The organism is Sphingomonas sp. (assembly GCF_051962185.1).
Lineage (GTDB): Bacteria > Pseudomonadota > Alphaproteobacteria > Sphingomonadales > Sphingomonadaceae > Sphingomonas.
The window spans coordinates 1-20,667 of sequence record NZ_JBQCCN010000346.1; the positions used below are offsets into that span (position 1 = coordinate 1).

General features: G+C 66.1%; 22 protein-coding genes and 1 other RNA gene. 3 read left to right on the plus strand and 20 right to left on the minus strand.

The features are described from left to right. Window positions 1–101: 101 nt before the first annotated feature. The 7 genes from ACTHJR_RS20920 to ACTHJR_RS20950 form a co-directional block, all read right to left on the minus strand. A complete protein-coding gene (locus ACTHJR_RS20920) occupies window positions 102–437 on the minus strand; it encodes a DUF423 domain-containing protein (protein ID WP_440525356.1) in 336 nt (111 codons plus the stop codon). Then, window positions 434–2,269, minus strand: a complete 1,836-nt coding sequence (locus ACTHJR_RS20925; RefSeq protein WP_440525357.1) for a cation:proton antiporter domain-containing protein — start codon at window positions 2,267–2,269, stop codon at window positions 434–436. The genes ACTHJR_RS20920 and ACTHJR_RS20925 overlap by 4 nt, the downstream gene beginning before the upstream one ends. Beyond that, entirely contained in the window at window positions 2,269–2,697 is a 429-nt protein-coding gene (locus tag ACTHJR_RS20930) for an iron-sulfur cluster assembly scaffold protein (RefSeq protein WP_440525358.1), read from the minus strand. Before ACTHJR_RS20930 ends, ACTHJR_RS20925 begins: the two co-directional genes overlap by 1 nt. Before the next feature lie 112 nt (window positions 2,698–2,809). After that, on the minus strand, window positions 2,810–3,436 hold the full coding sequence (locus tag ACTHJR_RS20935; protein WP_440525359.1) for a CvpA family protein: 627 nt from the start codon (window positions 3,434–3,436) through the stop codon (window positions 2,810–2,812). Window positions 3,437–3,450: 14 nt separating this feature from the next. Further along, window positions 3,451–4,821 (minus strand): DNA repair protein RadA, encoded by a 1,371-nt coding sequence (gene radA / locus ACTHJR_RS20940; protein WP_440525360.1) that lies wholly within the window; start codon window positions 4,819–4,821, stop codon window positions 3,451–3,453. Window positions 4,822–4,885: 64 nt separating this feature from the next. Continuing rightward, entirely contained in the window at window positions 4,886–5,653 is a 768-nt protein-coding gene (locus ACTHJR_RS20945; protein WP_440525361.1) for an energy transducer TonB, read from the minus strand. Further along, complete coding sequence (locus tag ACTHJR_RS20950) at window positions 5,650–6,360, minus strand: glutathione S-transferase N-terminal domain-containing protein (protein WP_440525362.1); 711 nt, start codon at window positions 6,358–6,360, stop codon at window positions 5,650–5,652. Before ACTHJR_RS20950 ends, ACTHJR_RS20945 begins: the two co-directional genes overlap by 4 nt. A 70-nt stretch (window positions 6,361–6,430) precedes the next feature. Here ACTHJR_RS20950 and ACTHJR_RS20955 point away from each other — a divergent pair, with 70 nt between their 5' ends. Beyond that, complete coding sequence (locus tag ACTHJR_RS20955) at window positions 6,431–7,582, plus strand: glycosyltransferase family 4 protein (protein ID WP_440525363.1); 1,152 nt, start codon at window positions 6,431–6,433, stop codon at window positions 7,580–7,582. On the opposite strand, the gene ACTHJR_RS20960 is transcribed toward ACTHJR_RS20955, so the two are convergent. The 13 genes from ACTHJR_RS20960 to ACTHJR_RS21020 all read right to left on the minus strand — a co-directional run bounded on the left by ACTHJR_RS20960 (window position 7,549) and on the right by ACTHJR_RS21020 (window position 18,788). Further along, window positions 7,549–7,923: a (2Fe-2S) ferredoxin domain-containing protein gene (locus ACTHJR_RS20960; RefSeq protein WP_440525364.1), complete on the minus strand. Its 375-nt coding sequence runs from the start codon at window positions 7,921–7,923 to the stop codon at window positions 7,549–7,551. The genes ACTHJR_RS20955 and ACTHJR_RS20960 overlap by 34 nt on opposite strands. After that, window positions 7,905–8,444, minus strand: a complete 540-nt coding sequence (locus tag ACTHJR_RS20965) for a J domain-containing protein (protein ID WP_440525365.1) — start codon at window positions 8,442–8,444, stop codon at window positions 7,905–7,907. Before ACTHJR_RS20965 ends, ACTHJR_RS20960 begins: the two co-directional genes overlap by 19 nt. A gap of 42 nt (window positions 8,445–8,486) precedes the next feature. Then, entirely contained in the window at window positions 8,487–10,463 is a 1,977-nt protein-coding gene (locus ACTHJR_RS20970) for a hypothetical protein (protein ID WP_440525366.1), read from the minus strand. A 55-nt stretch (window positions 10,464–10,518) separates the two neighbouring features. Further along, window positions 10,519–10,882: RNase P RNA component class A (gene rnpB / locus ACTHJR_RS20975), an RNA gene on the minus strand. 46 nt (window positions 10,883–10,928) lie between these two features. Then, window positions 10,929–11,306 carry a hypothetical protein gene (locus tag ACTHJR_RS20980; RefSeq protein WP_440525367.1) on the minus strand — a complete coding sequence of 126 codons (378 nt, stop codon included), beginning with the start codon at window positions 11,304–11,306 and terminating at the stop codon, window positions 10,929–10,931. Continuing rightward, window positions 11,303–11,992, minus strand: a complete 690-nt coding sequence (locus ACTHJR_RS20985; RefSeq protein WP_440525368.1) for an N-acetylmuramoyl-L-alanine amidase — start codon at window positions 11,990–11,992, stop codon at window positions 11,303–11,305. The genes ACTHJR_RS20980 and ACTHJR_RS20985 overlap by 4 nt, the downstream gene beginning before the upstream one ends. 47 nt (window positions 11,993–12,039) lie before the next feature. After that, complete coding sequence (locus ACTHJR_RS20990; protein WP_440525369.1) at window positions 12,040–12,858, minus strand: CheR family methyltransferase; 819 nt, start codon at window positions 12,856–12,858, stop codon at window positions 12,040–12,042. Then, a complete protein-coding gene (locus ACTHJR_RS20995; RefSeq protein ID WP_440525370.1) occupies window positions 12,852–13,913 on the minus strand; it encodes a chemotaxis protein CheB in 1,062 nt (353 codons plus the stop codon). Before ACTHJR_RS20995 ends, ACTHJR_RS20990 begins: the two co-directional genes overlap by 7 nt. Before the next feature lie 13 nt (window positions 13,914–13,926). Further along, window positions 13,927–14,292, minus strand: coding sequence for a response regulator (locus ACTHJR_RS21000; protein WP_066589882.1), 366 nt, complete (start codon window positions 14,290–14,292; stop codon window positions 13,927–13,929). Between the two features lie 61 nt (window positions 14,293–14,353). Then, the gene (locus ACTHJR_RS21005; protein WP_440525371.1) at window positions 14,354–14,797 is read right to left on the minus strand and encodes a chemotaxis protein CheW; all 444 of its coding nucleotides are present in this window, start codon (window positions 14,795–14,797) and stop codon (window positions 14,354–14,356) included. After that, window positions 14,794–17,106, minus strand: coding sequence for a chemotaxis protein CheA (locus ACTHJR_RS21010; RefSeq protein WP_440525372.1), 2,313 nt, complete (start codon window positions 17,104–17,106; stop codon window positions 14,794–14,796). Before ACTHJR_RS21010 ends, ACTHJR_RS21005 begins: the two co-directional genes overlap by 4 nt. A gap of 59 nt (window positions 17,107–17,165) precedes the next feature. Further along, window positions 17,166–17,810, minus strand: a complete 645-nt coding sequence (locus ACTHJR_RS21015; protein WP_440525373.1) for a histidine phosphotransferase family protein — start codon at window positions 17,808–17,810, stop codon at window positions 17,166–17,168. A gap of 63 nt (window positions 17,811–17,873) precedes the next feature. Continuing rightward, window positions 17,874–18,788 (minus strand): Mov34/MPN/PAD-1 family protein, encoded by a 915-nt coding sequence (locus tag ACTHJR_RS21020; protein WP_440525374.1) that lies wholly within the window; start codon window positions 18,786–18,788, stop codon window positions 17,874–17,876. Here ACTHJR_RS21020 and ACTHJR_RS21025 point away from each other — a divergent pair. Next, window positions 18,766–19,716 (plus strand): RluA family pseudouridine synthase, encoded by a 951-nt coding sequence (locus ACTHJR_RS21025; protein WP_440525375.1) that lies wholly within the window; start codon window positions 18,766–18,768, stop codon window positions 19,714–19,716. The two genes, ACTHJR_RS21020 and ACTHJR_RS21025, sit on opposite strands and share 23 nt — an antisense overlap. Window positions 19,717–19,785: 69 nt before the next feature. Further along, on the plus strand, window positions 19,786–20,667 hold an 882-nt coding region (gene rpoH / locus ACTHJR_RS21030), incomplete at its 3' end, for an RNA polymerase sigma factor RpoH (protein ID WP_440525376.1).

Below are 20,667 nucleotides of genomic sequence, written 5' to 3' on the forward strand. Positions count from 1 at the left end.
GCGACTACTTACGAGATATCTAAACGATAATCTTAGGGGCGCCGAGGGTATTCGTAATGCTGGTACTGCGACGAGTATTCTAGACCAGAAGCTCGCTACAGTTAAAGGCCGTTGCGCACTTGCCACGCCAGCCATAACCAGCCGCCGATCAACGCCAGCCCTCCGATCGGCGTGATCGCGCCAAACCAGCGCGGGGCGCCGAGCGCCATCAGGTAGAGTGTGCCGGCGAAGATCAATCCGCCGATCACGAACAGTGCGGCAGGCCCTTTCGCTGCCATCTTCAACGCCACCAACGCGGCAACCGCGTGAACCAGCTGATATTGGCCGCCGGTCGTCAGCCACTCCGCCGCCTGCCCGGTCGCGCCGTGCGCACCGAATGCCCCCGCCCCGACCGCCAGCGCGCCCGACAAAGCGGCCAGGATCGCGATCCAGTTCATGGTTCCTGCCCTCTTCCCAATTCCTCCGCGCCCACCGATTCGGATGCGGCGTCGGCATCGGCTGCGATCTCGCGCCGGGTCGCGGCAAAAATCTCCTCGCGCTCGTCGCTGGTGATGATGCGGTCGCGCGCGGCGCGTACGTCCCCCGTTTCGTACTGAAGCTTGAGCCGTTCCTTGTCGCGTGCGCGATACATGTCCTCGGCGCGATCGGCTTCGGCGGGATCGACGTCGATCGCGTCCATCGCCATGCGCGCCATTTTGACCGCCGATTCCATCACCTCGCGCACCACGCCGGCGATCGGCGAGCCCTTGAGCTTGACCAGCGCGCGCCGGTCGTAGGTGCGCGCGAAGATCGCCGCCTTGGGAAAAGCCTCGTGCACGCCCTCGTTCAGATCGGCGTCGAGCTGGTCGCCGTCGATGCAGAACAGGATCAATTCAGCCTCATGCGCGCCCGCCTGGCGCAGCAAATCGAGTCGCGTGCCGTCGCCATAATAGACCTTGGCGCCGAAATCGGCGGCGACGTCGATCATTTCGATATCGGTGTCGATCAAGGTCACCGGGATGCCCGCGGCGATCAGCATCTGCGACACGGTCTGGCCGAACCGCCCATAGCCGACGATCAGCGCGTTGGCGCCGTCGGCCCGCGGCCCCTCGCGCTCGCCCGTCACTTGCGGCGCCTCGCGGAAACGCGCGGTGAGCATCATCAGGAACGGCGTCGTCGCCATCGACAGGGTGACGATCGCGCTGAAGATGCTGACCGCCGCCGGCTCGATCAGGAACGCGCGTTGCGCTTGCGCGAACAGCACGAAGCCGAATTCGCCGCCCTGGCTGAGCAACAGCCCCAGCGCGAGCGCGCCGCGCCAGTTCATCCGGAAGGCCATGCCGATCGCGAAGATGATCGCCGCCTTGGTCGCGATCAGCGCCAGCGCCATGCCGATCACGAAAAACGGCCGCTCGGCGATGACATGGATGTCGAGCAACATGCCGACCGCCAGGAAGAACAAGCCGAGCAGGATGGTGCGAAACGGCTCGACATCGGCTTCGAGTTCGTGGCGATACGGCGAATCCGCCAGCATCACCCCGGCGACGAACGCGCCCAGCGCGGTCGACAGATGGAGATATTCCATCAACGCCGCCGATGCGGTGACCGTGAACAGCGCGGCGAAGATGAACATCTCGCGCTCGCCGAGATTGCCGATCACGCGAAACAACGGCCGCAACAGGAACCGCCCCGCCAGCACGAGGCCGGTGATCGCCAGCACGGTGTAGATGAACAGCAAATAGCCCGGCGGCCCCTGCTGATCGGCCGGGTTGCGCGACAGGATCGTGACCAATGTGATCAGCGGCACGATCGACAGGTCCTGGAACAACAGGATCGCGAACGCGCGCTCGCCGAACGGCGTGCGCAGCCGCCCCGCCGATTGCAGCATCGGCAGCACCTGCGCAGTCGATGACAACGCCAGCGGGAAACCGAGCACCAGCGCCGCCTGCCACGAGAAACCGGCGACGCCATGCACGATCAGCGTGATCGCCAGCCCGCAGGCGAGCACCTGAATCAGGCCGATCGCGAAGATGTCCTGCTTCATCTTCCACAGGCGCGACAGGTTGAGTTCGAGCCCGACGATGAACAGCAGCAAGGTGATGCCGAGCTCGGCGACGCTGATCTTGCCTTCGGCGTCCCCGATCAGGTTGAACGCCTGCGGTCCGATCAGCGCGCCGGCGACGAGGAAGCCCAGCGTCGCGCCGAGACCGAGACGGCGGAACAGCAGCACAAAGACCAGCCCGACGCCGAGCATGACCACGCCGTCGCGGAGCAGCGAAGCACCGTGCATCAGGCGGTCGTGCCCGCGGCGATCGCCGCCGCCTCGGCCGCGGCTTCGAACGCAAGGCGGATCGAGGGATGGCGCGCGGTAACGGTCAAGGCCGGCGTGAAGATATCGAGGTCGGGCCAGTCCGGCAGCGGGCCCGCGCCCGCGAGCCAGGCGGTCAAGGCGTCGCGCGCCGCGGCGAGCTCCGCTGGGGTCTTGCCGAGGATGTTGGCGGCGAGCAGCGACGACGAGGCCTGGCCCAGCGCGCAGGCCCTGACCAACATCCCGACCGCGCTGACCCGGCCGTCGGCCAGGTCGACGTCCACGGTCACCCGGCTACCGCAGATCGGCGACCGTTTCTCGCTCGACCCCATCGGGTCGGCCAGCCGCTCATGGTGCGGAATCGACGCCGCCAGCCGTAAGATTTCGGTGTTGTAGAGCGGCGCGTTCATGCTTGGGCATGTAGGCGAGCGTAACGAAAAGCGCGACCCCTGTCGGGGGAGAGATGGGTGCTAAAATTCCTCCCCGTTCCGGGGGAGGATTTCGCCGATCGCTTAGTAATCCTCAGTCGCGCGCGGGTCGCGATTTATGCGGCTTTGGTTTCGGTGTCGGTGTCGCGCTGGGCGTGTCGACCGGGTCGCTGGCGTTCCCGGCTACATCGCTTCCATTGTCGCTCCCGAAGATCGGAGCGCCCTTGCGCCGTTTGGCGACGAAGTCCGCGACATAAGCGCTGGTCGCGTTGAGCAAGGGATAGGTCCGCGACTTGGTCAGCCACGCCGGACGCTCCTTGGGTCCACCATCGATCGTGTCGAACACCAGCACCACCGCGAGGAAAGCCAGGCTCGCCAGGATCACGCCCTTGAGCGCACCGAAGCCGAAGCCGACCGCGCGGTCGAGCGGGCCGAGAATCGATTGCTTGGTCCGCCGCCCCATCGCGCGCGCCAGCATTCGCCCGCCGAAATAGGCGATCCCCGCGATCAGCGCGAAGGCGAGCACCGCCGCACCCGAACTCGTCCCGACGATTCCAGTGAGGATCGCCGTAGCCGGGCCGTGCAGGAGCTTGAGCGCGAAGACCACCAGAACCCAGGCCATCAGCGACAGCACTTCGGTGACGAAGCCGCGCACCCAGCCGAGCGCCGCGGCAGCGCCGACGCCCAACAGCACGACAATGTCCAAGCCGCTCAACCCCATACCCACGCCGACAGCTAGCCGCGCCCCAGCATATGGTCAACGAGTTGTCCGAGCGTCCGGAACCCACTGACCTTGACCCCGCCCTCGCTCTTGGTCGCCGCCGGCCCCAGCGCGCGGTCGAACCCGAGCTTGGCCGCTTCCTTCATGCGGAGCGGCGCGTGCGCGACCGGGCGTACTTCGCCGGACAAGGCGATCTCGCCGAACGCCACCGCGTCGGCCGGCACCGGCCGCTCGCTCAGCGCGGAGATCAGTGCCGCGGCGACCGCCAGGTCGGCGGCGGGATCCTGCACGCGATAGCCGCCGGCGATGTTGAGATAGACTTCGCAGGTCGAGAAGCTGAGCCCGCAGCGCGCCTCGAGCACCGCCAGGATCATCGCCAGCCGCCCCGAATCCCAGCCGACCACCGCGCGCCGCGGCGTCGCGCCCGACGCCAGCCGCACCACTAGTGCCTGGACCTCGACCAGTACCGGGCGCGTGCCCTCGAGCGCAGGGAACACGGTCGACCCGGTCACCCCTTCCTCGCGATGCGTCAGAAACAGCGCCGACGGATTGGCGACCTCGCTCAGCCCGCCGGTCTCCATCGCGAACACGCCGATCTCGTCGGTGCCGCCGAAGCGATTCTTGACCGCGCGCAGGATGCGGTACTGGTGGCTGCGCTCGCCCTCGAAGCTCAGCACGGTGTCGACCATATGTTCGAGCACGCGCGGGCCGGCGATCGCGCCGTCCTTGGTCACGTGTCCGACCAGCACCACGGCGGTGCCGCGTTCCTTGGCGAAGCGGATCAATTCCTGCGCCGAGGCGCGGACCTGGCTGACCGTGCCCGGCGAGCCTTCGATCAGGTCGGAATGCATCGTCTGGATCGAATCGATCACCAGCAACGCGGGCGTCTTGCCCTGTCCCAGGGTGGTGAGGATATCGCGCGTCGAGGTCGCCGCGCCCAATTCGACCGGCGCATCGCCCAGACCCAGCCGCTGCGCACGCAGCCGCACTTGATCGGCCGCCTCCTCGCCCGAGACATAGACCACGCGCTGCCCACGCCGCGCCAGGCTCGCCGCGGCCTGGAGCAGCAGCGTCGACTTGCCGATCCCCGGATCGCCGCCGATCAGCGTCGCCGATCCCTCGACGAACCCGCCGCCCAGCGCGCGGTCGAGCTCGGCGATCCCCGTCGCCATCCGCTCGGGCAAGGCGATTTCGGCATCGAGCCCGATCAGCGCGATCGATCGACCTCCGGACTGCAGATTGTGCTTGGCGTGGAACGGCGTGACCACCGCCCCCGCCTCCTCGACCAGCGTGTTCCATTCGCTGCAATCGGCGCACTGCCCCTGCCATCGGGTCGCGACCGATCCGCATGCCTGACAGACGTAGCGCTTCTGGGGTTTGGCCATACGAACGAGCCACCAGTTCTAGAACATTGCAGGAACAATATCCATACTGCGCGCTGTGGGTTTTTCAATTCCGGCTTGTTAACCCCCATCGGATGGAAGCCGAAGTCCAACGAGGGGGTGTGCCGGCCGGTGCACGGGCAAAATGCCCTCGTTCCGAAACAACCTCGCATGTTCGTGCGTCAAGCAGGTCGAAACCGCTCGATACGGCAACCTTGCAAGAATTTACTGAGCCGTCCGATGCAATGGAAAACACGATGAGCACTCTTCCTTCGACACCAGCTCGACGAGCCGCTGGAGGATAGTCACTGACCGAGAACAATTTAATTACATCGGCAAAGCTTACGTCGACGAGCGCGGCCGGATCGATGCCCAGCTGGCGGATGAAATCCTCACCGCAACGGCGGAGAATATCGTTCTGGGACCCGCCGGATGCCAGCCTCAGCTTAATCGGAACCTGTACATCTCCAATCATCAACGTCCCGCCCTGGATGCTGACCGATCCCCACCTCCCAGGCAATTGCCAATGAACCTGCAAACCTTTCTTGCCCCAGGCTGATATCGCGCTTTTGGGAACGCGCAACCGATCACCGGAGGCAAGCTGCAACACAAATTCCTGGTCCCGCCATGTCGGTGGCGGTTCCCGAACACCGATCGTCGCAATGGTGAGACCGTCTTCCTGTCTGATGGCAATGACCGCATTTTCTGAAGACGAATCAGACGATCGCTGCGCAGGAAAGGCCACTTCAGCTGGACAGGTGGCCTTCGCGAGACCAACCGTGCCACCATCGACATTTTGAGTTGCAAACCCGGCAGCGAAGAGCAGCGCGATCATGCCGCCGGCCGCGCCGGGATCGTAACTCCCTTCTGCACCGCCGGCCGCGCCAACCCGCGCTCCAGCCAAGCCGCGACGTTCTTGAACGTGTCGAACTCGACGATCTCGCGCGCTTCGTAGAAGCCGATCAGGTTGCGCACCCAGCCGAGCATCGAGATGTCGGCGATCGTATAGTCGTCGCCCATGACCCAGGTCCCGCCGTCCAGACGGCCATCGAGCACGCCGAGCAGGCGCTTGCTCTCGGCGACGTAGCGGTCGCGCGGACGCTTGTCCTCATAGTCCTTGCCGGCGAATTTGTTGAAGAAGCCGAGCTGGCCGAACATCGGCCCCAGCCCGCCCATCTGCCACATCAGCCAGGCGATGGTTTCCCAGCGCCGCGCCGGGTCGGCGGGAATGAACTTGCCATATTTGTCGGCGAGATAGAGCAGGATCGCGCCGGTCTCGAACAGACCCATCGGCTTGCCGCCGGGACCGTCGGGGTCGATGATCGCCGGGATCTTGCCATTGGGATTGAGGCTCTCGAATTCGGGCGACTTCTGATCGTCCTTGGCGAAATCGACCAGATGCGCCTCGTAGGGAATGCCCAGTTCCTCGAGCATGATCGTCACCTTCACCCCGTTGGGCGTCGGCAGGCCGTAATATTGCAGGACGTTCGGGTCGGCCGCGGGCCATTTCTTGGTGATGGGAAAGGTCGACAGATCAGCCACGCGGCACCTCCATGGGTTCGTTTCCGACGGATAGATAGGCAAGCCGCGCGCGCGCCGCTATGGGCGTGCGATGCAACCCAGCGATCTTCGTGTCGCGCTGTTCAGCGGCAATTACAATTACACGCGAGACGGTGCCAACCAGGCGCTCAACCTGCTGGTCGGCCACCTGCTCGATCGTGGAGTGAAGGTCCGCGTCTATTCGCCGACGGTCGAGCATCCGGCGTTCGAGCCGACGGGCGATCTGGTCAGCGTGCCGGCGATCCCGATGCCGGCGGGCCGCGCCGAATACAAACTCGCCCGCGGCCTGCCCAAAAAGGTGCGCGCTGATCTGGAGGCGTTCGCGCCCAATCTGGTCCATGTCTCGGCGCCGGAAATTCTCGGCCACCGCGCGGTCACCTGGGCGCGCAGGAACGACATCGCCGCGGTCGCCTCGCTTCACACGCGGTTCGAGACCTATCCGCGTTACTACCATATCGGCTTCGTCGAGCCCTGGCTGATCAGGCTGCTGACGCGCTTCTACAATCGCTTCGACGAAGTGGTGGTCCCCTCCCCCTCGGTCGCCGAGCTGATCAAGTCGTGGGGAGTGACGACGCCGATCGACATCTGGTCGCGCGGCGTCAATCACGATCGCTTCAATCCGGGCCGGCGCGACCTCGCCTGGCGCCGCTCGCTCGGCATCGCCGATGACGAAGTGGCGGTCGGCTTCCTCGGGCGGCTGGTGCTCGAAAAGGGCCTCGACATCTTCGCCGACGTGGTCAACGAGCTGACCCGGCGCGGCGTCCGGCACAAGGTGCTGGTGGTCGGCGACGGCCCGGCACGCGGCTGGTTCGCCGATCGCGTCCCCGGCGCGGTGTTCGCGGGGTTCCAGAGCGGCGACGATCTCGGCCGCGCGGTCGCCGGCATGGACGTCTTCTTCAATCCGTCGGTGACCGAGACGTTCGGCAACGTCACCTCCGAAGCGATGGCGGCGGGGGTCGCCGTGGTCGCGGCGCGCGCGACCGGCGCGGTCGACCTGGTCGAGGAAGGCGTCAACGGCTTCCTGGTGCCGCCGCGCGACGTCAACGCTTACGCCGACGCGATCCAGCGCCTGATCGAGGATGACGGGCTGCGCGCCTCGGCCGGCGCCTCGGGTCACCAGAAAGCACAGGCCTATGTCTGGGGACCGGTCAACGAGAAGGTACTGCAGACCTATCTGGCGGTGATAGCGCGGCGCGGCGCCTGAGCGCCCGCTTCGAGGCCCAGGTCCCGGCCGATCGCCTCGATATCCGCACCCGCCGGGACCAGCCGCCACGTATCGGGATGGCCGGTATCGACCAGGGTCACCGCCCCCTTCGGGCAGACGCCGAGGCATTTGACCTCGATCAGCCCGACCGGCGACTTGCGTCCCTTCTTGAGCCCGAAGCGCTTGCGCAGCGCCTTGCCCAGGCTGGTCTTGCCCTTGCGCCCGAACCCGCCGCCGAGCCGCTTCGAGCATTTCGAGCAGACCAGGATCGCGCCCGACCATTGGCTGGCGAGCCCACGGCCCAGGGCGCCGAATTCGGTTTCTAGATGGTCGGCCGCCAAGACCGGTTTTCCTCGGCGACGCGCAGCACGTCATAGGCCGCCTGGATCGCCTGGAAGCGCGCCGCCGCCTCGGCATCGCCGGGTCGCACGTCCGGATGGCATTCCTTGGCGAGCCGCCGCCACGCCGTCCTGACGGCATCGAAATCGGCGTCGGGATCGAGCTCGAGCATATCCAGCGCGCGCATCTCGTCGCGCGAGCGACTGCCGTCGCCCGAGCCGGTCCAGGCGTAATGCCGCGCCTCGGCATAGCCGTTCGCGGTCCGCGTCTCGTCAGCCTCGCGCGCAGCGGCTTCCTCCGCCGTCAGGCCTTCGAAGTAATTCCAGCCGCGGTTATATTCAGCGGCGTGCTCCTGGCAGAAATACCAGCGCTCGCGGCTGTTGGGCGACTTCGGCGCGGGGCAATTGCCCGGCTGGTCGCAGCCATGGCGATCGCACATCCGCACGCGGGTCGCCTCGCGCGTCGAGCCATAGCTGCCCCAGCGAGGAAACCCCCAATTGTCGGATCTGGTCGGACGCGCCATGACCGCGACATAGGGACTGGCCCCCGGCAAGCGCAAGCGCGCTCAATTACCTAGCGTGAACCTGACCCGTTGGGTGATGCCGCCACACCCGATGCCGCCATCCGGACGAAACGCCTTTTCGTATCGCGCGGTCTTGAGCGTATCGTCGCCGGCCTTGCTGAAGATGAACGGCGGGTAGGAAATGACCGCACGCTGGTTTACCGTCTTGCCGTCGGCCCCGACGTCGAATTGCACCGACACCCAGCCCTCGAACCCCCACATCTTGGCCTCGTCAGGAAAAGTACCGCCGGCGCCGAGGAAGCGCGGCGCCGAATCGACCAGCGAACATTGTTCGGCAGTCGTCCCGGTCTGCGCATAAGCGGCCTTGGCGGCGGCGAGGTCGCCGCGCTGGGCGTAGATCGAGGCTTTGCGGATCAAGGCCCCGACCTTGAATCCGTCCTCGACGGGCAGTGCCGGGTCGTTCGCGACCTGATCGAGCAACGCCAGACTGCGTTCCTTGTCGAATCCGCGCGACGCGTCGGCCATGATCAACCTGAGTACCGCCCGCGCCTCGGAATCCTCGGCATAGGGCCCACTCGCCGCGGCGGCTTCGAGCGTACGGAGATATTTATGCCCTTCCCATCTGTCGCCGCTAATGCCTTGCCATCCCGCCAGGTCGGCCGACAGGCGCGCCATGGCGGGTGCCTTGTTGGCCGAGAGGATTGCCGCCTCGCGCTGCGCGAAACCGACGCCTTCCTCGAGCGGCAGGACCGTATTGCGCGACAGAAGATGCAGGATCGGGACCAGCGCCAGCGAATCGGCGCCCTTGACCTTTTCGAGATCGTCCAGTTCCTTGCGTTCGCCGCCGAGCAAAGCCGCATCGGCTCCCTCGCGCTTCAGCGGCGCATCGACGCCGTGCGCACCGAGCCACCCAGCCAGCGATTTATCGAGATAATCGAGCAGCGATGGCTTTGCGAATTCGGTTGAGCAGCGCATTTCGACTCGCGCGCGGTACCGGAAGAACAAGGGCAGCGCCTTCACCTGTTCCGGCGTCCATGACCAGTTGCGCACGGCGCGCGCGAAGGCGAGTCCGGTGCCGCCGCCACGCGACGCATATACCGGCGTGGAATAGACGACCGTGCCGTCGTCGCCGATCGAGAATTCCACCACCGCCATATCGTCGGGCCGCAGGTCCGAATCGCCGCCGCAATCGGGCGGCGTCATCTGCACGGCGGGGTCGAACATGTTACCGGTCGACAACCTCCCGGCGCCGGTCATCGCCATATATTTGCGCGCGTCGTCCTTGTCGCCCAACAGCATCGCCGCAATCGCGTAATTCGAGCGGGCGGCGACATCGTCGAGGTCGGTTCTCGACGTCAATCCGCCGAGCAACTTCACCGCCTCCCCCGCGGCCGCGCGGGCGCCGACGGTGTCGCCGCGGTTGAGCTTGAGCTGGCTTTCGACGCGCTTGATCGTCGCACGGGTACGGTTGTCGATCGCCTTGTCGGCGAGATAGCGTTGGACCCGCGCGAGATCGGCGACGGCTGCGTCGGAGTCGGTGAAGGTTTCGGTCTCGATCAGGCCCCGAAACGCACTCAGATGGTCGATCGCTCTGTCCGCAAGGTCGTCGGCATGCCGGTAATCGTCCGTCGCGGAGGCGAAATCGAGCGAGGCCTCGGCGACTTTTCCGAGCAACATATATCCCATGAAGCGATCGCTGCGCAGCGTCGCGTCGGAGATTGGCAGCACCGCCAGCGCGGCCTTGGCCGAAAGCACCGCTTCGTCGTTCCGCCCGAGATCGTAAAGCGCCAGCCCCTTGCGCAATCGAACGATCGCCAAGCTGCGCGGCCGATCGCCGACGCGTTTTTCGAGCTTTTCCCAAGCGGCGAGCGACTCGGCAATCTTTCCATCGGCATACAGCGCCTGCGCCGCCTCGAAATCCTGCTGGACGGTCGGCGCCTTTGCCGACGGCGTGTCCGCGGCTGCCGTCAGCACCGGAACCATCGCCCCCAAAGCCACACTCAATACCAGTGCCCGCATCGCCTTTTCCCCCGCTGTCGGGGCAGCTTAGCTGACATCGATGACGCGGAAAAGAAGAGCCAGAGGATCTGTAAGCCGGGTTCTGTCCACCGCCGGAGCGGATGGGCGACCATTCCTCTAGGACGACGCTCGCGCGCCGTCTCCAGCAACCAACCCGGGCGACGGGTGGGAACACACCCCTCTGCCGCCCCTATTCGGTCTTGCTCCCGGTGGGGTTTGCCATGCCGCCGCTGTTACCAACCGCGCGGTGCGCTCTTACCGCACCCTTTCACTCTTACCCCGGATCAAGTCCGGGGCGACCTGCTCTCTGTGGCACTGTCCCTGGGGTCGCCCCCGGCGGGCGTTACCCGCCACCGTCGTTCCGCGGAGCCCGGACTTTCCTCGCGTGCTTGCGCACCCGCGGCCGCCCGATCCTCTGGCGGAGTTGCTTCTATCCAGCGTCTGCGGATAAAGCCACCCCCGCGCTCAGGACGGCCGCCATACTTCGCCATCTTCGCCGCTAACGTCGAAGAAGCCGACGCCGCATCGCTCAGCCAATTCGCGCACCATGCGATAGGCGTCCTCTGCCTGCGACCACGCGAACGCCGCATAGATGACTTGGTGCCCGATCGAATAATCCGTCAGCCTGAGATCATCCCAGTCCTTGTCGGCCCCCGCGCCGTTCATGTTCGGATATCGTGCTGCCATCCCGTCGTACCAAGCCTTGAGCTTTGGCGTGGTAACAGACGGATCATTATAGCCGTGCGGCTCGCTCCACTCCGTCTGCTTGTCGTACCAGGAGAGGAAATCCGTGCGATCGCGCGGCGCGGCGAGGGCGTCGAATACCAGGAGATCGTAGCTCACTCGTCGCCCTGTGGCTTGGGCAGCAGCAGCGCCAGCAAGAGGCAGCGACATTCGCCATCGATCTCGCCGTCGATCAGTTCGGGGCGGAAGCGGCGCTGGAACGCGACCACCGCCGCGAGTTTGTCGGTCACTTCATAGCCGAAGCGTTCGAGCGCGAGCAGGAACCCGGCGTCGCTCCACAGCGGGTCCATCAAATTCTTGGTTGGCCGCGGCAGCGCCAGCCGCAACCGTGCGAGCTGACCCCAGGGGAACAGCTCGCCCGGATCCTGCTTGCGCGTCGGCGCCACATCCGAATGGCCGACGATGTTGCCGCGCGTGATCTCGTAGCGATCCTTGATGTCGGCGAGCAGCGGGATCAGGGCCTCGATCTGCGCGGGCGCGAACTCGCGATAGCCATATTCGTGACCCGGATTGACCAACTCGATCCCGATCGACGCCGAATTGACGTCGGTGATGCCGCGCCAATGCGCCTTCCCCGCATGCCAGGCGCGCTTGTCCTCGGCCACCAGGCGGTGAATCGTGCCGTCTTCGTCGATCAGATAATGCGCCGACACCTCTGCCGCCGGATCGGTCAGCCGCTCGAGCGCGGCCTCCGCGCTTTCCATGCCGGTATAATGCAGCACGACCATGGAGACCGGCAGCTGCCGCTCGTTGAAATTGGGCGACGGGGTCTCGACGAAGCTCACAGCCGCTGGATTGGGGCGAAGCGCGACGAAAGTAAACCGGGCAGCGATCAGGCCGCGGCCGCGCTGCTCCAATTCGGCTCATAGAGACCGCGATAGCGCTGGCTCGGGCGGAACGCATCGGTCTGACCGATCACGGTCTCGCCGGCGCCCAGCACCAGAACGCCCTCGGGGCGCAACACTTGCGCCAGCCGGCCGAGTACGGCGCGGCGGACGTCGAGCGAGAAATAGAGCAGCACGTTGCGGCACAGGATGACGTCGAACCGGCCGATCGGCAGCGCATCGGCGACCAGGTTCATCTTGCGGAACGCGACCATCCGGGTGAGGCCTGGATTGGCCACCCAATCGCCATCGACCGAATCGAACCATTGCATCATCCGCCGGATCGGCAGGCCGCGCTGGATCTCGAACTGGGTGTATCGCCCTGCCCGCGCGCGGGTCAGCGCCGCTTCGGACACGTCGGTCGCCAGGATTTCGGGCATCTGGTTGTCCAGTTTCTCGGCGAACAGCATCGCCAGGCTGAGCGGCTCCTGCCCCGTCGAGCAGCCCGCCGACCAAATCCGTGCGCGCCGCGTGTCGGGCACCGCCGACACCGCCTGCTCGACGATGTCGAACACCGCCGCATCGCGGAAGAACGAGCTTTCCTGGTTCAGCAATTCGTCGACCACGCGGTCGGCCAGCGGCCCGGTGCGATCCATGCGGATCGCGGCGGCGAGCTTTTCCAGCGTCTCGTGGCCGGTGTCGCGCATCAGCGGCTTCAGCGCGGTTTCGATCCGCCAATTGCGGTTGGCCCCCATCTGTTGGCCGGTGCGCGCCTCGAGCAGGGCGATGAACTCGGCGACGGCGCCGACGGGACGCGGCGTCAACATGCTGGCCGCCGGCGGCGCGCGATCAGCTGGCCGATCTCGTCGGGAGGAAGGATGGCGTCCGCGATGCCGCCCGACACCACTGCGCCCGGCATGCCCCACCCCACCGAAGAGGCGCGATCCTGCACCACCAGGCTTCCGCCAGCCGCGGATAGCGCGCGCGCGCCGATCGCGCCGTCGCGCCCCATCCCGCTCAGCACCACGCCGAGCGCGCGAGGACCATAAGCTTCGGCGACCGCCTCCAGCATCGGATCGACCGAGGGCAGGCAGCCGCTCGCCGACGCGCTGGTCGACAATCGAATGGCCACGTCATCTCCCATCCTGACGCAACGCATATGGGCGCGCCCCGGCGCTATCAGGATGCGTCCCGCCCGGATTCGCGCGCGATCCTCGGCCACTTCGCACGGCCGGTTGGCGAGCACCGCAACCTGCGCGGCGAAATAGGGCATGAACGATTCGGGCAGATGCTGGGTGATCAGGATCGGCAGTCGGAAGTCCGCGGGGATCGCCCGAAGCAATTGGCTGAGCGCATGGATGCCGCCGGTCGAGGCACCGATCGCGACGATATCGTAATCGTTGCCCGGCACGATCGCCGCGGCCGGGGTTCGCGGCGCGACGACCTCATCGACCTCGACCAGACGCGCGAGGCGCTCGTTGAGCTGGTCGGCGAATCGCCCCGCGAACGATCCCACTTCGGGTTTGACCAGAGTATCGGCGGCGCCCAGCGCCAGCGCCTGGACGCTCGCGACCGCGCCGTCGGTACAGGCGGACGAGACGATCAGGACACGCGCGCCCTGCGCCGCCGCGATCAGGTCGGGCAAGGCGGTCAGGCCGTCGGTACCCGGCATCTCGATATCGAGCAGGATCACGTCGACGCGATGCCGCGCCAGGAACGCCAGCGCGGCCTGGGCGTCGGGCACGGCGCCCGCCACCACGAACCGGCCGCTGCCGTCGATCGCCCGCGCCATCACGGCCCGCGCGACGACCGAATCGTCGACGATCAGGACCGAAGGCGGCGCCTGGAAATCAGGAATGTCGGAGGGCTTGCTCGCCACCATCGCACCCGGGCGCTTACGCCAGGCCGACGATCTGGAGCTTCGATTCCAGCGTCTCGCGGTCGAACGGCTTCATCACATATTCGTCGGCGCCCGCCTCGATCGCGGCACGGATATAGGCCATGCCGTTCTCGGTCGTGCAGAACACCACCTTGGGCCGGCTGGAGAGCGCGGTGTCGCGCAGCGCGCGCAGGAAATCCATGCCGCTCATCACCGGCATGTTCCAGTCGAGCAGGATGACGTCGGGGACCGACGCCATGCAGCTGTCGAGCGCTTCCTTGCCGTCGGCGGCCTCGCTCACCTCGAAATTCAGCGTCTCGAGAATATGGCGGGCAACCTTTCGGATCACCTTGGAATCATCGACAACCAGACACGTCTTCATGACCGATACACCCTGTTACTAGGCCCAAAGAAGGGCTTACCGCCAAACCATGATCACGCGGTTAATTGATTGCATTCGCGTCGTTTGATGGTCCGTGAACCAACGCGGTGAGGTCGATCGCCAGGATCGGTTCGCCGTCGCGCTCGATCGCGCCGCAGCCGGCCTCACCCCATCCCGCGTCGAGCACGATGCCCGAGGGCAGCGGTGAAGCGACGAACGGCGCGACATCCTCCAGGCTGTCGACGAGCACGGCGTAATGGTGTCCGTCGACCAACGTGATGACCGCGCGCGAGCCCGTGATCGCGAGCTTTGGCAGGCCCAGCGCGGCATGCGTGTCGATCACGGTCACCACGCGGCTGCGTAACGCCGCCAGGCCGCGAATGTGCGGCGCGGCGCGCGGCGTCGGCGTCACGGCGCCGATATCCACCACCGATTCGACCTGTGCCGAATCGATCGCGACGCCACGGCCGGCGATATGGGCGATCAGGAACAATTGCTCGCTCATGCCACGTTCACCCGTTTCGCGACCGCCGCGAGCAGGCCCGCGCGGTCGTAGCGATAGATCCGATCCTCGCCGCCCATGTCACGGCGATCGTTGCTGAGGCGCAGCACGCGGCCGTCGCGCGCATCGCCTGGTGCCGCGTCAGTGGTGAGGATCACCGCGGGCTCCTCATCGCCTCCCGCACGCGTCGAGACACGATAGCCGGCCTGCTCGAGCACCGGTTTCAGGAAGGTCGCGATCCAGCTGTCGGCCTGGCCGTCGATGAGGCACAAGGGAGCGCCGGGCTGGCTCGCTTCGGCGCAATCGGGACCGAGCAACCATTGCGGATCGATCAGTTCGACCTGCTCGTCGGCGATGGTGACCACGCCCAGGATCGGGCCGGGCTGCGTCGAAGGAGCGATGTCGCTCGGGATGGCGACGATGTCGACCGGCTCGGCGATCGCATAAGCGATTTCGGCATCGCCGTCCTTGATGCGCAGCACCGCAAGCTCCGCATGCCCTTCGGTCTCGCCCAACGCGGCGAGCGGGATGATCCGCCCGTCGATCAGCAGCCGCATCCTCCCGCCGCTGAACCGTGCGTTGGCGGCGTCGACCGTCTCGACGCGGTCGACGATCGCCAGCGGCACCGCGCGGCGGCGACCGTCGAGATCGTCGAACAGCAAGGCGTCGGCGGCGGCGAGCCCCTCCTCGATCGCCTCGTCCTCCTCGATGGCGGCATCGCGCGCGAAGTTGATACCCGCCGCCGCGGCGACTCCGGCGCAATCGAGCAGCAGCATCGGCGATCCACTGTCGGGCAGCGTCTGGCCGGCATAGATGCCGGTCGCCATGACCGCGGGCGACGCGGGTTTGATGACCAGTTCTTCGTGGTCGAGCACCGAATCGACCGCCACCGCGAAGCTGCCGCCGTTCGCGCTGATGATCGCCAGCATGTCGGCCGACGCGGGGGCCGCCTCGCGCAGGCCGAGCAAGGCGGCGAGGTCGACGAGCGGCATGCGGCGGTCGCGCACCGTCGCGGCGGGCGTGTCGCCGAGCAGGTCGACGCGGATCGCGTCGCCGCCGACATGGACGATCTCCTCGATCGCCTGGCGCGTGACCGCGAAACGCTGGCCGGAAATACCGATGACGATCGCCGGAATGATCGACAGGGTCAGCGGCACATGGATGAGGATACGCAGGCCGCGCCCGCGCGAGTTGATGAGGTCGATCCGCCCGCCGATCTGTTCGATATTGGCGCGGACCACGTCCATGCCGACGCCACGGCCGGAGATCGCGGTGACTTCGTCCTTGGTCGAGAGACCCGGCTCGAAAATCAGATCGAGCCTGGCGCGCTCGCTCAGCGCAGACAGGTCGCGGCCGCGCGACTGGCCCGAGGCGGTCAGCTTCTGAACCAGCCGATCGGTGTCGATGCCGCGCCCGTCATCGGCGATTTCCAGAATGATCTGGTTACCCGACTGGCGCGCCGAAACGACCAGCCGGCCGACCTCGCGCTTGCCCGCGGCGCGGCGCTCGGGCGCGCTTTCGATGCCATGGTCGATAGAATTGCGGATGATGTGGACCAGCGGATCGCGCATCATCTCGATCATCTCGCGATCGAGCTCGACATCCGATCCTTCGATCTGGAGCTGGACCGACTTGCCGACTTCGGCGGCGGTATCGCGGACCATCCGGGGCAAGGCCGAAAACAGCGCGTCGACCTTTTGCATCCGCGTCCGCGTCACCGTGTCGCGCATCTCGGCGACAGTCAGCGAGAGGCGGTCGAGCGCGGCCTCGATCGTCGGGTCGACGCTCTGGTCGCGCATCCGGCGGGCGAGTTCGTTGCGCGCCAGCACCATGTCCGACATGCCCGACATCATGCGGTCGAGCAGATCGGTCGACAGCCGTACGCTGCGATTGGCGACGCGCTGTGCGGTCGCCGCTTGCTGGGCGGCGGGCGCGGCGGCTTCGGCGCCGGCATCGAGCGCGGCGATCAGCAGATCCTCGCCACTGTCGTCGAGTCCCGCGCCGGCGTCGATCGCCTCGACGATCTCCCCGATGCGGTCGACCACGCCGAGCACGGCCGTGACCAGTTTCTGATCGGGCTGTCGCTCTCCGGAGCGGACCGCCGCCAGCACATCCTCGGCGGCATGACTGAGGCGCGCGAGGCGAGGCAGATCCAGGAAGCCGCAACTTCCCTTCACCGTGTGCACGAAACGGAAAATGGCGTCGAGCCTCGCACGATCGGCCGGATCGGCTTCCCATGCGACGATCTCGCCCGAGAGCGCGTCGAGCGTCTCGCGCGTTTCAGCAATGAATTCCTGAAGCAGGTCGTCCATGGGTCCCCGGGCGTGGATTGCGCGGCAAGACCTTGGACGATCAGTGGTTAAAGAGCACTTTACCCGGCGCGGATTGTCACGCCGAACAGCAGCACGGGCGAGTCCGGCTCGGAAATCTGCACGCTGCCGCCGCCATCGCTGACCAGCGAATGGACCAGGAAAGCCGCAGCGGCGCGGGGCGTGATCATCGCGTCGCCCTGCTCGCCGAGCAACGTCGTGCGCAATTCCTGGTCGAGCACCAGCCGCGGCCCCTCGGCGCGCACCACGATCTCGACCCGCCCGCCGGTCTCCTCGGCACCGATGTCGAGCTGGCCGCCACGCACCAGCGCGTCGCCGGCGATCAACGCGAGGTTGAGCAGCACTTTGGTCGCCGGCTTGGGCAAGGTCGCTTCGTCGACCATCCAGCCGATCGTCAATTTGGCATTGTCGCCGAACAGCCCTTCGATCGCCGACCGCGTCTCGCGCGTGTCGACCGTCTCGCCGAACCCGCCGGCGGCGCCGAACGCCAGGCGAAAGAATTTGAGCTTGTTGGCCGACGCCCGCGCGCTTTCGTTGAGCAATTCCAGGCAGCGCGCGCGCATCTCAGGGTCATGCTCGTCGGCGAGCAATTCGAGCCCGTTGTTGAGCGCCCCCACCGGGCTCAATAGGTCGTGACACAGACGCGAGCAGAGCAGGCTGGCGAAATCGACCGGAGTAATGGTCATTACGGACGTTTCTTCCCTATCGTTGCCCGCTTTCTGGCGCAGTGAGGCCCCTCCCGCAACCTGCTAAGCGCCCGATCCGGCAAGTTCGGCCAGGATTGCCCGCGCTTCGGCATCGACGCTGGTTTCCCATCCGCTCTCAGAAGGAACGGCCGCGAGCGCTTGAAGATCGTCAAGCAGCAGCATCTGCACGTCGCGTGGCAGTTCGCGCACCATGCCCCGCAAGCAGACGAATTTGTGACCGTCGTCGTCACCGCGCAAGACCTTGCGGATCGGATCGATCATCGGCGCGCCGAGCGTGACGAGATAATCGATCAGCGGGGTGCAGATCGGCCAGTTGGGATCGGCGGTCCACTCCATGAGCTCGTCAAGGATCGGTGCGATGGCGGGATAGCCGGCCTCGGCGATCAACGGGACGATGTCGGGATCTTTGTCGCGCGGAACGAGATGACGCACTTCGCCGGTGAGCATGGGCACAGACCTAAAGGCCTTCTGCTTGGCGCCGCTCGACGTATAATTGACCGTCCGGATCAATTGCCCGTCTAGTATTTCTGCGCGATGCTCCACTCGATCGTATATTTCGTATTCAGTCGCTTGCCACGCAGCGACATCGTCGCCCGCGACAATTATCCATATTTTCTCGTCCAACCCGGCTTGATCGAGATCCCGGGCCGAAGGTTCGACCCAGCCATTGGGGTGCGAATGCCAATAGCCGACCAGCTTGGGGCCGCCCGCGCGCTCGGCCCGCAGCGCTGCGAACAGCATCGTCGGGTCGATCTCGAACTCGGCGTCGCGGTTCTCCGCGACGTTGCGTGTTTCCTGCCAGCCATCGATCAGCCCGTCTTTGCCGAACAGCAGTCCGCACGCCTCTTCCGGATGCGCCGCCGCCGCCGCAGCGCGGATTCCGGCCAGCGCCTCCCTTGAAATTTCCAACCTCATCCCCATCTCCCTTACGACAATGGGTTCGGGGGTTTCCATCATCGAAGCGCTTGTTTCGGACGCGGCCGATGGCTGGCGGCTGGACCGGGCGCTTGCCGACGCGGTACCGACCTTGTCGCGCGAGCGGCTGAAGGCGCTGATTTCGTCGGGGGCGGTCAGCGACCACAGCGGCGCGCTGCTGCGCGATCCCGCCAAGAAGGCGGTTGCCGGCGACGTGATCACCGTTGCCGTCCCCGCCCCCAAGCCGGCGCACAACGAAGCGCAGGACATCCCGCTCGAGATCGCGTTCGAGGACGAGCATCTGATCGTGATCGACAAGCCCGCCGGGCTGGTCGTCCATCCCGCCGCGGGCAATCTCGACGGCACCCTGGTCAATGCCCTGCTCCACCATTGCGGCGGCAGCCTGTCGGGGATCGGCGGCGTCGCGCGGCCGGGGATCGTCCATCGCATCGACAAGGACACGTCGGGACTGATGGTCGCGGCCAAGACCGACCGCGCGCACGAAGGCCTGGCCAAGCAATTCGCCGACCATTCGATCGACCGCCGCTATCGCGCGATCGTGTCGGGCCATCGAGCGACCGCCAGCGGCTCGGTCGACGCCCCGCTCGCGCGGAGCCCGCAGAACCGAAAGAAGGTCGCGATCGTTAGGTCGGGCAAACGCGCGGTGACGCACTGGCGCAAGATCAAGGCGCTGCACGAGGCCGACCTGGTCGAGTGTAAGCTCGAGACCGGCCGCACGCACCAGGTGCGCGTGCACATGGCGTCGATCGGACACCCCTTGATCGGAGACCCGGTTTATGGTAGAACAAAACAGGTTCATCGGAAGGTTTTGGAAACCCTGAATTTCCGCCGCCAGGCGTTGCACGCGGCGCATCTCGGGTTCATCCACCCCATCACAAGAAACGCTTTGTCGTTCGATAGCGAAATCCCGTCCGACATGCGGGAACTGTTCGATACACTCAGCGATTGAGTTTTGTTGCAGTGCGTCATGTCGCCTCTTGAAGGGGCATGGCGGACTGAAGGTAAGGGAGACTAGATCATGGCAAACCGCAGCAACGTCCCCGCGACGATTCCTGCCCTGGGCGGAGAGGCAAGCCTCAACCGCTACCTGGCCGAGATCAAGAAGTATCCGATTCTGACGCCCGAGCAGGAATATATGCTCGCCAAACGCTTCGAAGAGCATGGCGACACCGAAGCCGCGGCGCAGCTCGTGACCTCGCATCTGCGCCTCGTGGCGAAGATCGCGATGGGCTATCGCGGCTATGGCCTGCCCGTGTCCGAGCTGATCAGCGAAGGCAATATCGGCCTGATGCAGGGCGTGAAGAAGTTCGAGGCCGATCGCGGCTTCCGGCTCGCGACCTATGCGATGTGGTGGATTCGCGCCTCGATCCAGGAATTCATCCTGCGCTCGTGGAGCCTGGTGAAGATGGGCACCACCGCCGCGCAGAAGAAGCTGTTCTTCAACCTGCGCCGGATGAAGTCGAAGCTCGACGCGTTCGACGACGGCGACCTCAGCCCGGAGAATCTCGCCAAGATCGCCAAGGATCTGGGCGTGACCGAGGAAGAGGTCACCTCGATGAACCGCCGCATGTCGATGGGCGGCGACACGTCGCTCAACGTCTCCATGCGCGAAGATGGCGAGGGCCAGTGGCAGGATTGGCTGCAGGATGACGCGCCGTTGCAGGACACGGTCGTCGCCGACGCGCAGGAAGCGGATGTCCGCCACGATTTGCTGATGGAAGCGATGGACGGCCTCAACGACCGCGAGAAGCACATCCTGACCGAGCGCCGGCTGACCGACGATCCCAAGACGCTCGAGGAATTGAGCCAGGTCTATGGCGTGTCGCGCGAACGCGTCCGCCAGATCGAGGTCCGCGCCTTCGAGAAACTGCAGAAGGTGATGATGCGGCTGGCCGGCGAA

Bases quoted from the DNA above. Each gene is read 5' to 3' on its own strand.
- ACTHJR_RS20920 (WP_440525356.1), bottom strand. From the start codon at position 437: ATGAACTGGATCGCGATCCTGGCCGCTTTGTCGGGCGCGCTGGCGGTC.
- ACTHJR_RS20925 (WP_440525357.1), bottom strand. From the start codon at position 2,269: ATGCACGGTGCTTCGCTGCTCCGCGACGGCGTGGTCATGCTCGGCGTC.
- ACTHJR_RS20930 (WP_440525358.1), bottom strand. From the start codon at position 2,697: ATGAACGCGCCGCTCTACAACACCGAAATCTTACGGCTGGCGGCGTCG.
- ACTHJR_RS20935 (WP_440525359.1), bottom strand. From the start codon at position 3,436: ATGGGGTTGAGCGGCTTGGACATTGTCGTGCTGTTGGGCGTCGGCGCT.
- radA (WP_440525360.1), bottom strand. From the start codon at position 4,821: ATGGCCAAACCCCAGAAGCGCTACGTCTGTCAGGCATGCGGATCGGTC.
- ACTHJR_RS20945 (WP_440525361.1), bottom strand. From the start codon at position 5,653: ATGATCGCGCTGCTCTTCGCTGCCGGGTTTGCAACTCAAAATGTCGAT.
- ACTHJR_RS20955 (WP_440525363.1), top strand. From the start codon at position 6,431: ATGCAACCCAGCGATCTTCGTGTCGCGCTGTTCAGCGGCAATTACAAT.
- ACTHJR_RS20965 (WP_440525365.1), bottom strand. From the start codon at position 8,444: ATGGCGCGTCCGACCAGATCCGACAATTGGGGGTTTCCTCGCTGGGGC.
- ACTHJR_RS20970 (WP_440525366.1), bottom strand. From the start codon at position 10,463: ATGCGGGCACTGGTATTGAGTGTGGCTTTGGGGGCGATGGTTCCGGTG.
- ACTHJR_RS20990 (WP_440525369.1), bottom strand. From the start codon at position 12,858: ATGTTGACGCCGCGTCCCGTCGGCGCCGTCGCCGAGTTCATCGCCCTG.
- ACTHJR_RS20995 (WP_440525370.1), bottom strand. From the start codon at position 13,913: ATGGTGGCGAGCAAGCCCTCCGACATTCCTGATTTCCAGGCGCCGCCT.
- ACTHJR_RS21000 (WP_066589882.1), bottom strand. From the start codon at position 14,292: ATGAAGACGTGTCTGGTTGTCGATGATTCCAAGGTGATCCGAAAGGTT.
- ACTHJR_RS21005 (WP_440525371.1), bottom strand. From the start codon at position 14,797: ATGAGCGAGCAATTGTTCCTGATCGCCCATATCGCCGGCCGTGGCGTC.
- ACTHJR_RS21010 (WP_440525372.1), bottom strand. From the start codon at position 17,106: ATGGACGACCTGCTTCAGGAATTCATTGCTGAAACGCGCGAGACGCTC.
- ACTHJR_RS21015 (WP_440525373.1), bottom strand. From the start codon at position 17,810: ATGACCATTACTCCGGTCGATTTCGCCAGCCTGCTCTGCTCGCGTCTG.
- ACTHJR_RS21025 (WP_440525375.1), top strand. From the start codon at position 18,766: ATGGGTTCGGGGGTTTCCATCATCGAAGCGCTTGTTTCGGACGCGGCC.
- ACTHJR_RS21020 (WP_440525374.1), bottom strand. From the start codon at position 18,788: ATGATGGAAACCCCCGAACCCATTGTCGTAAGGGAGATGGGGATGAGG.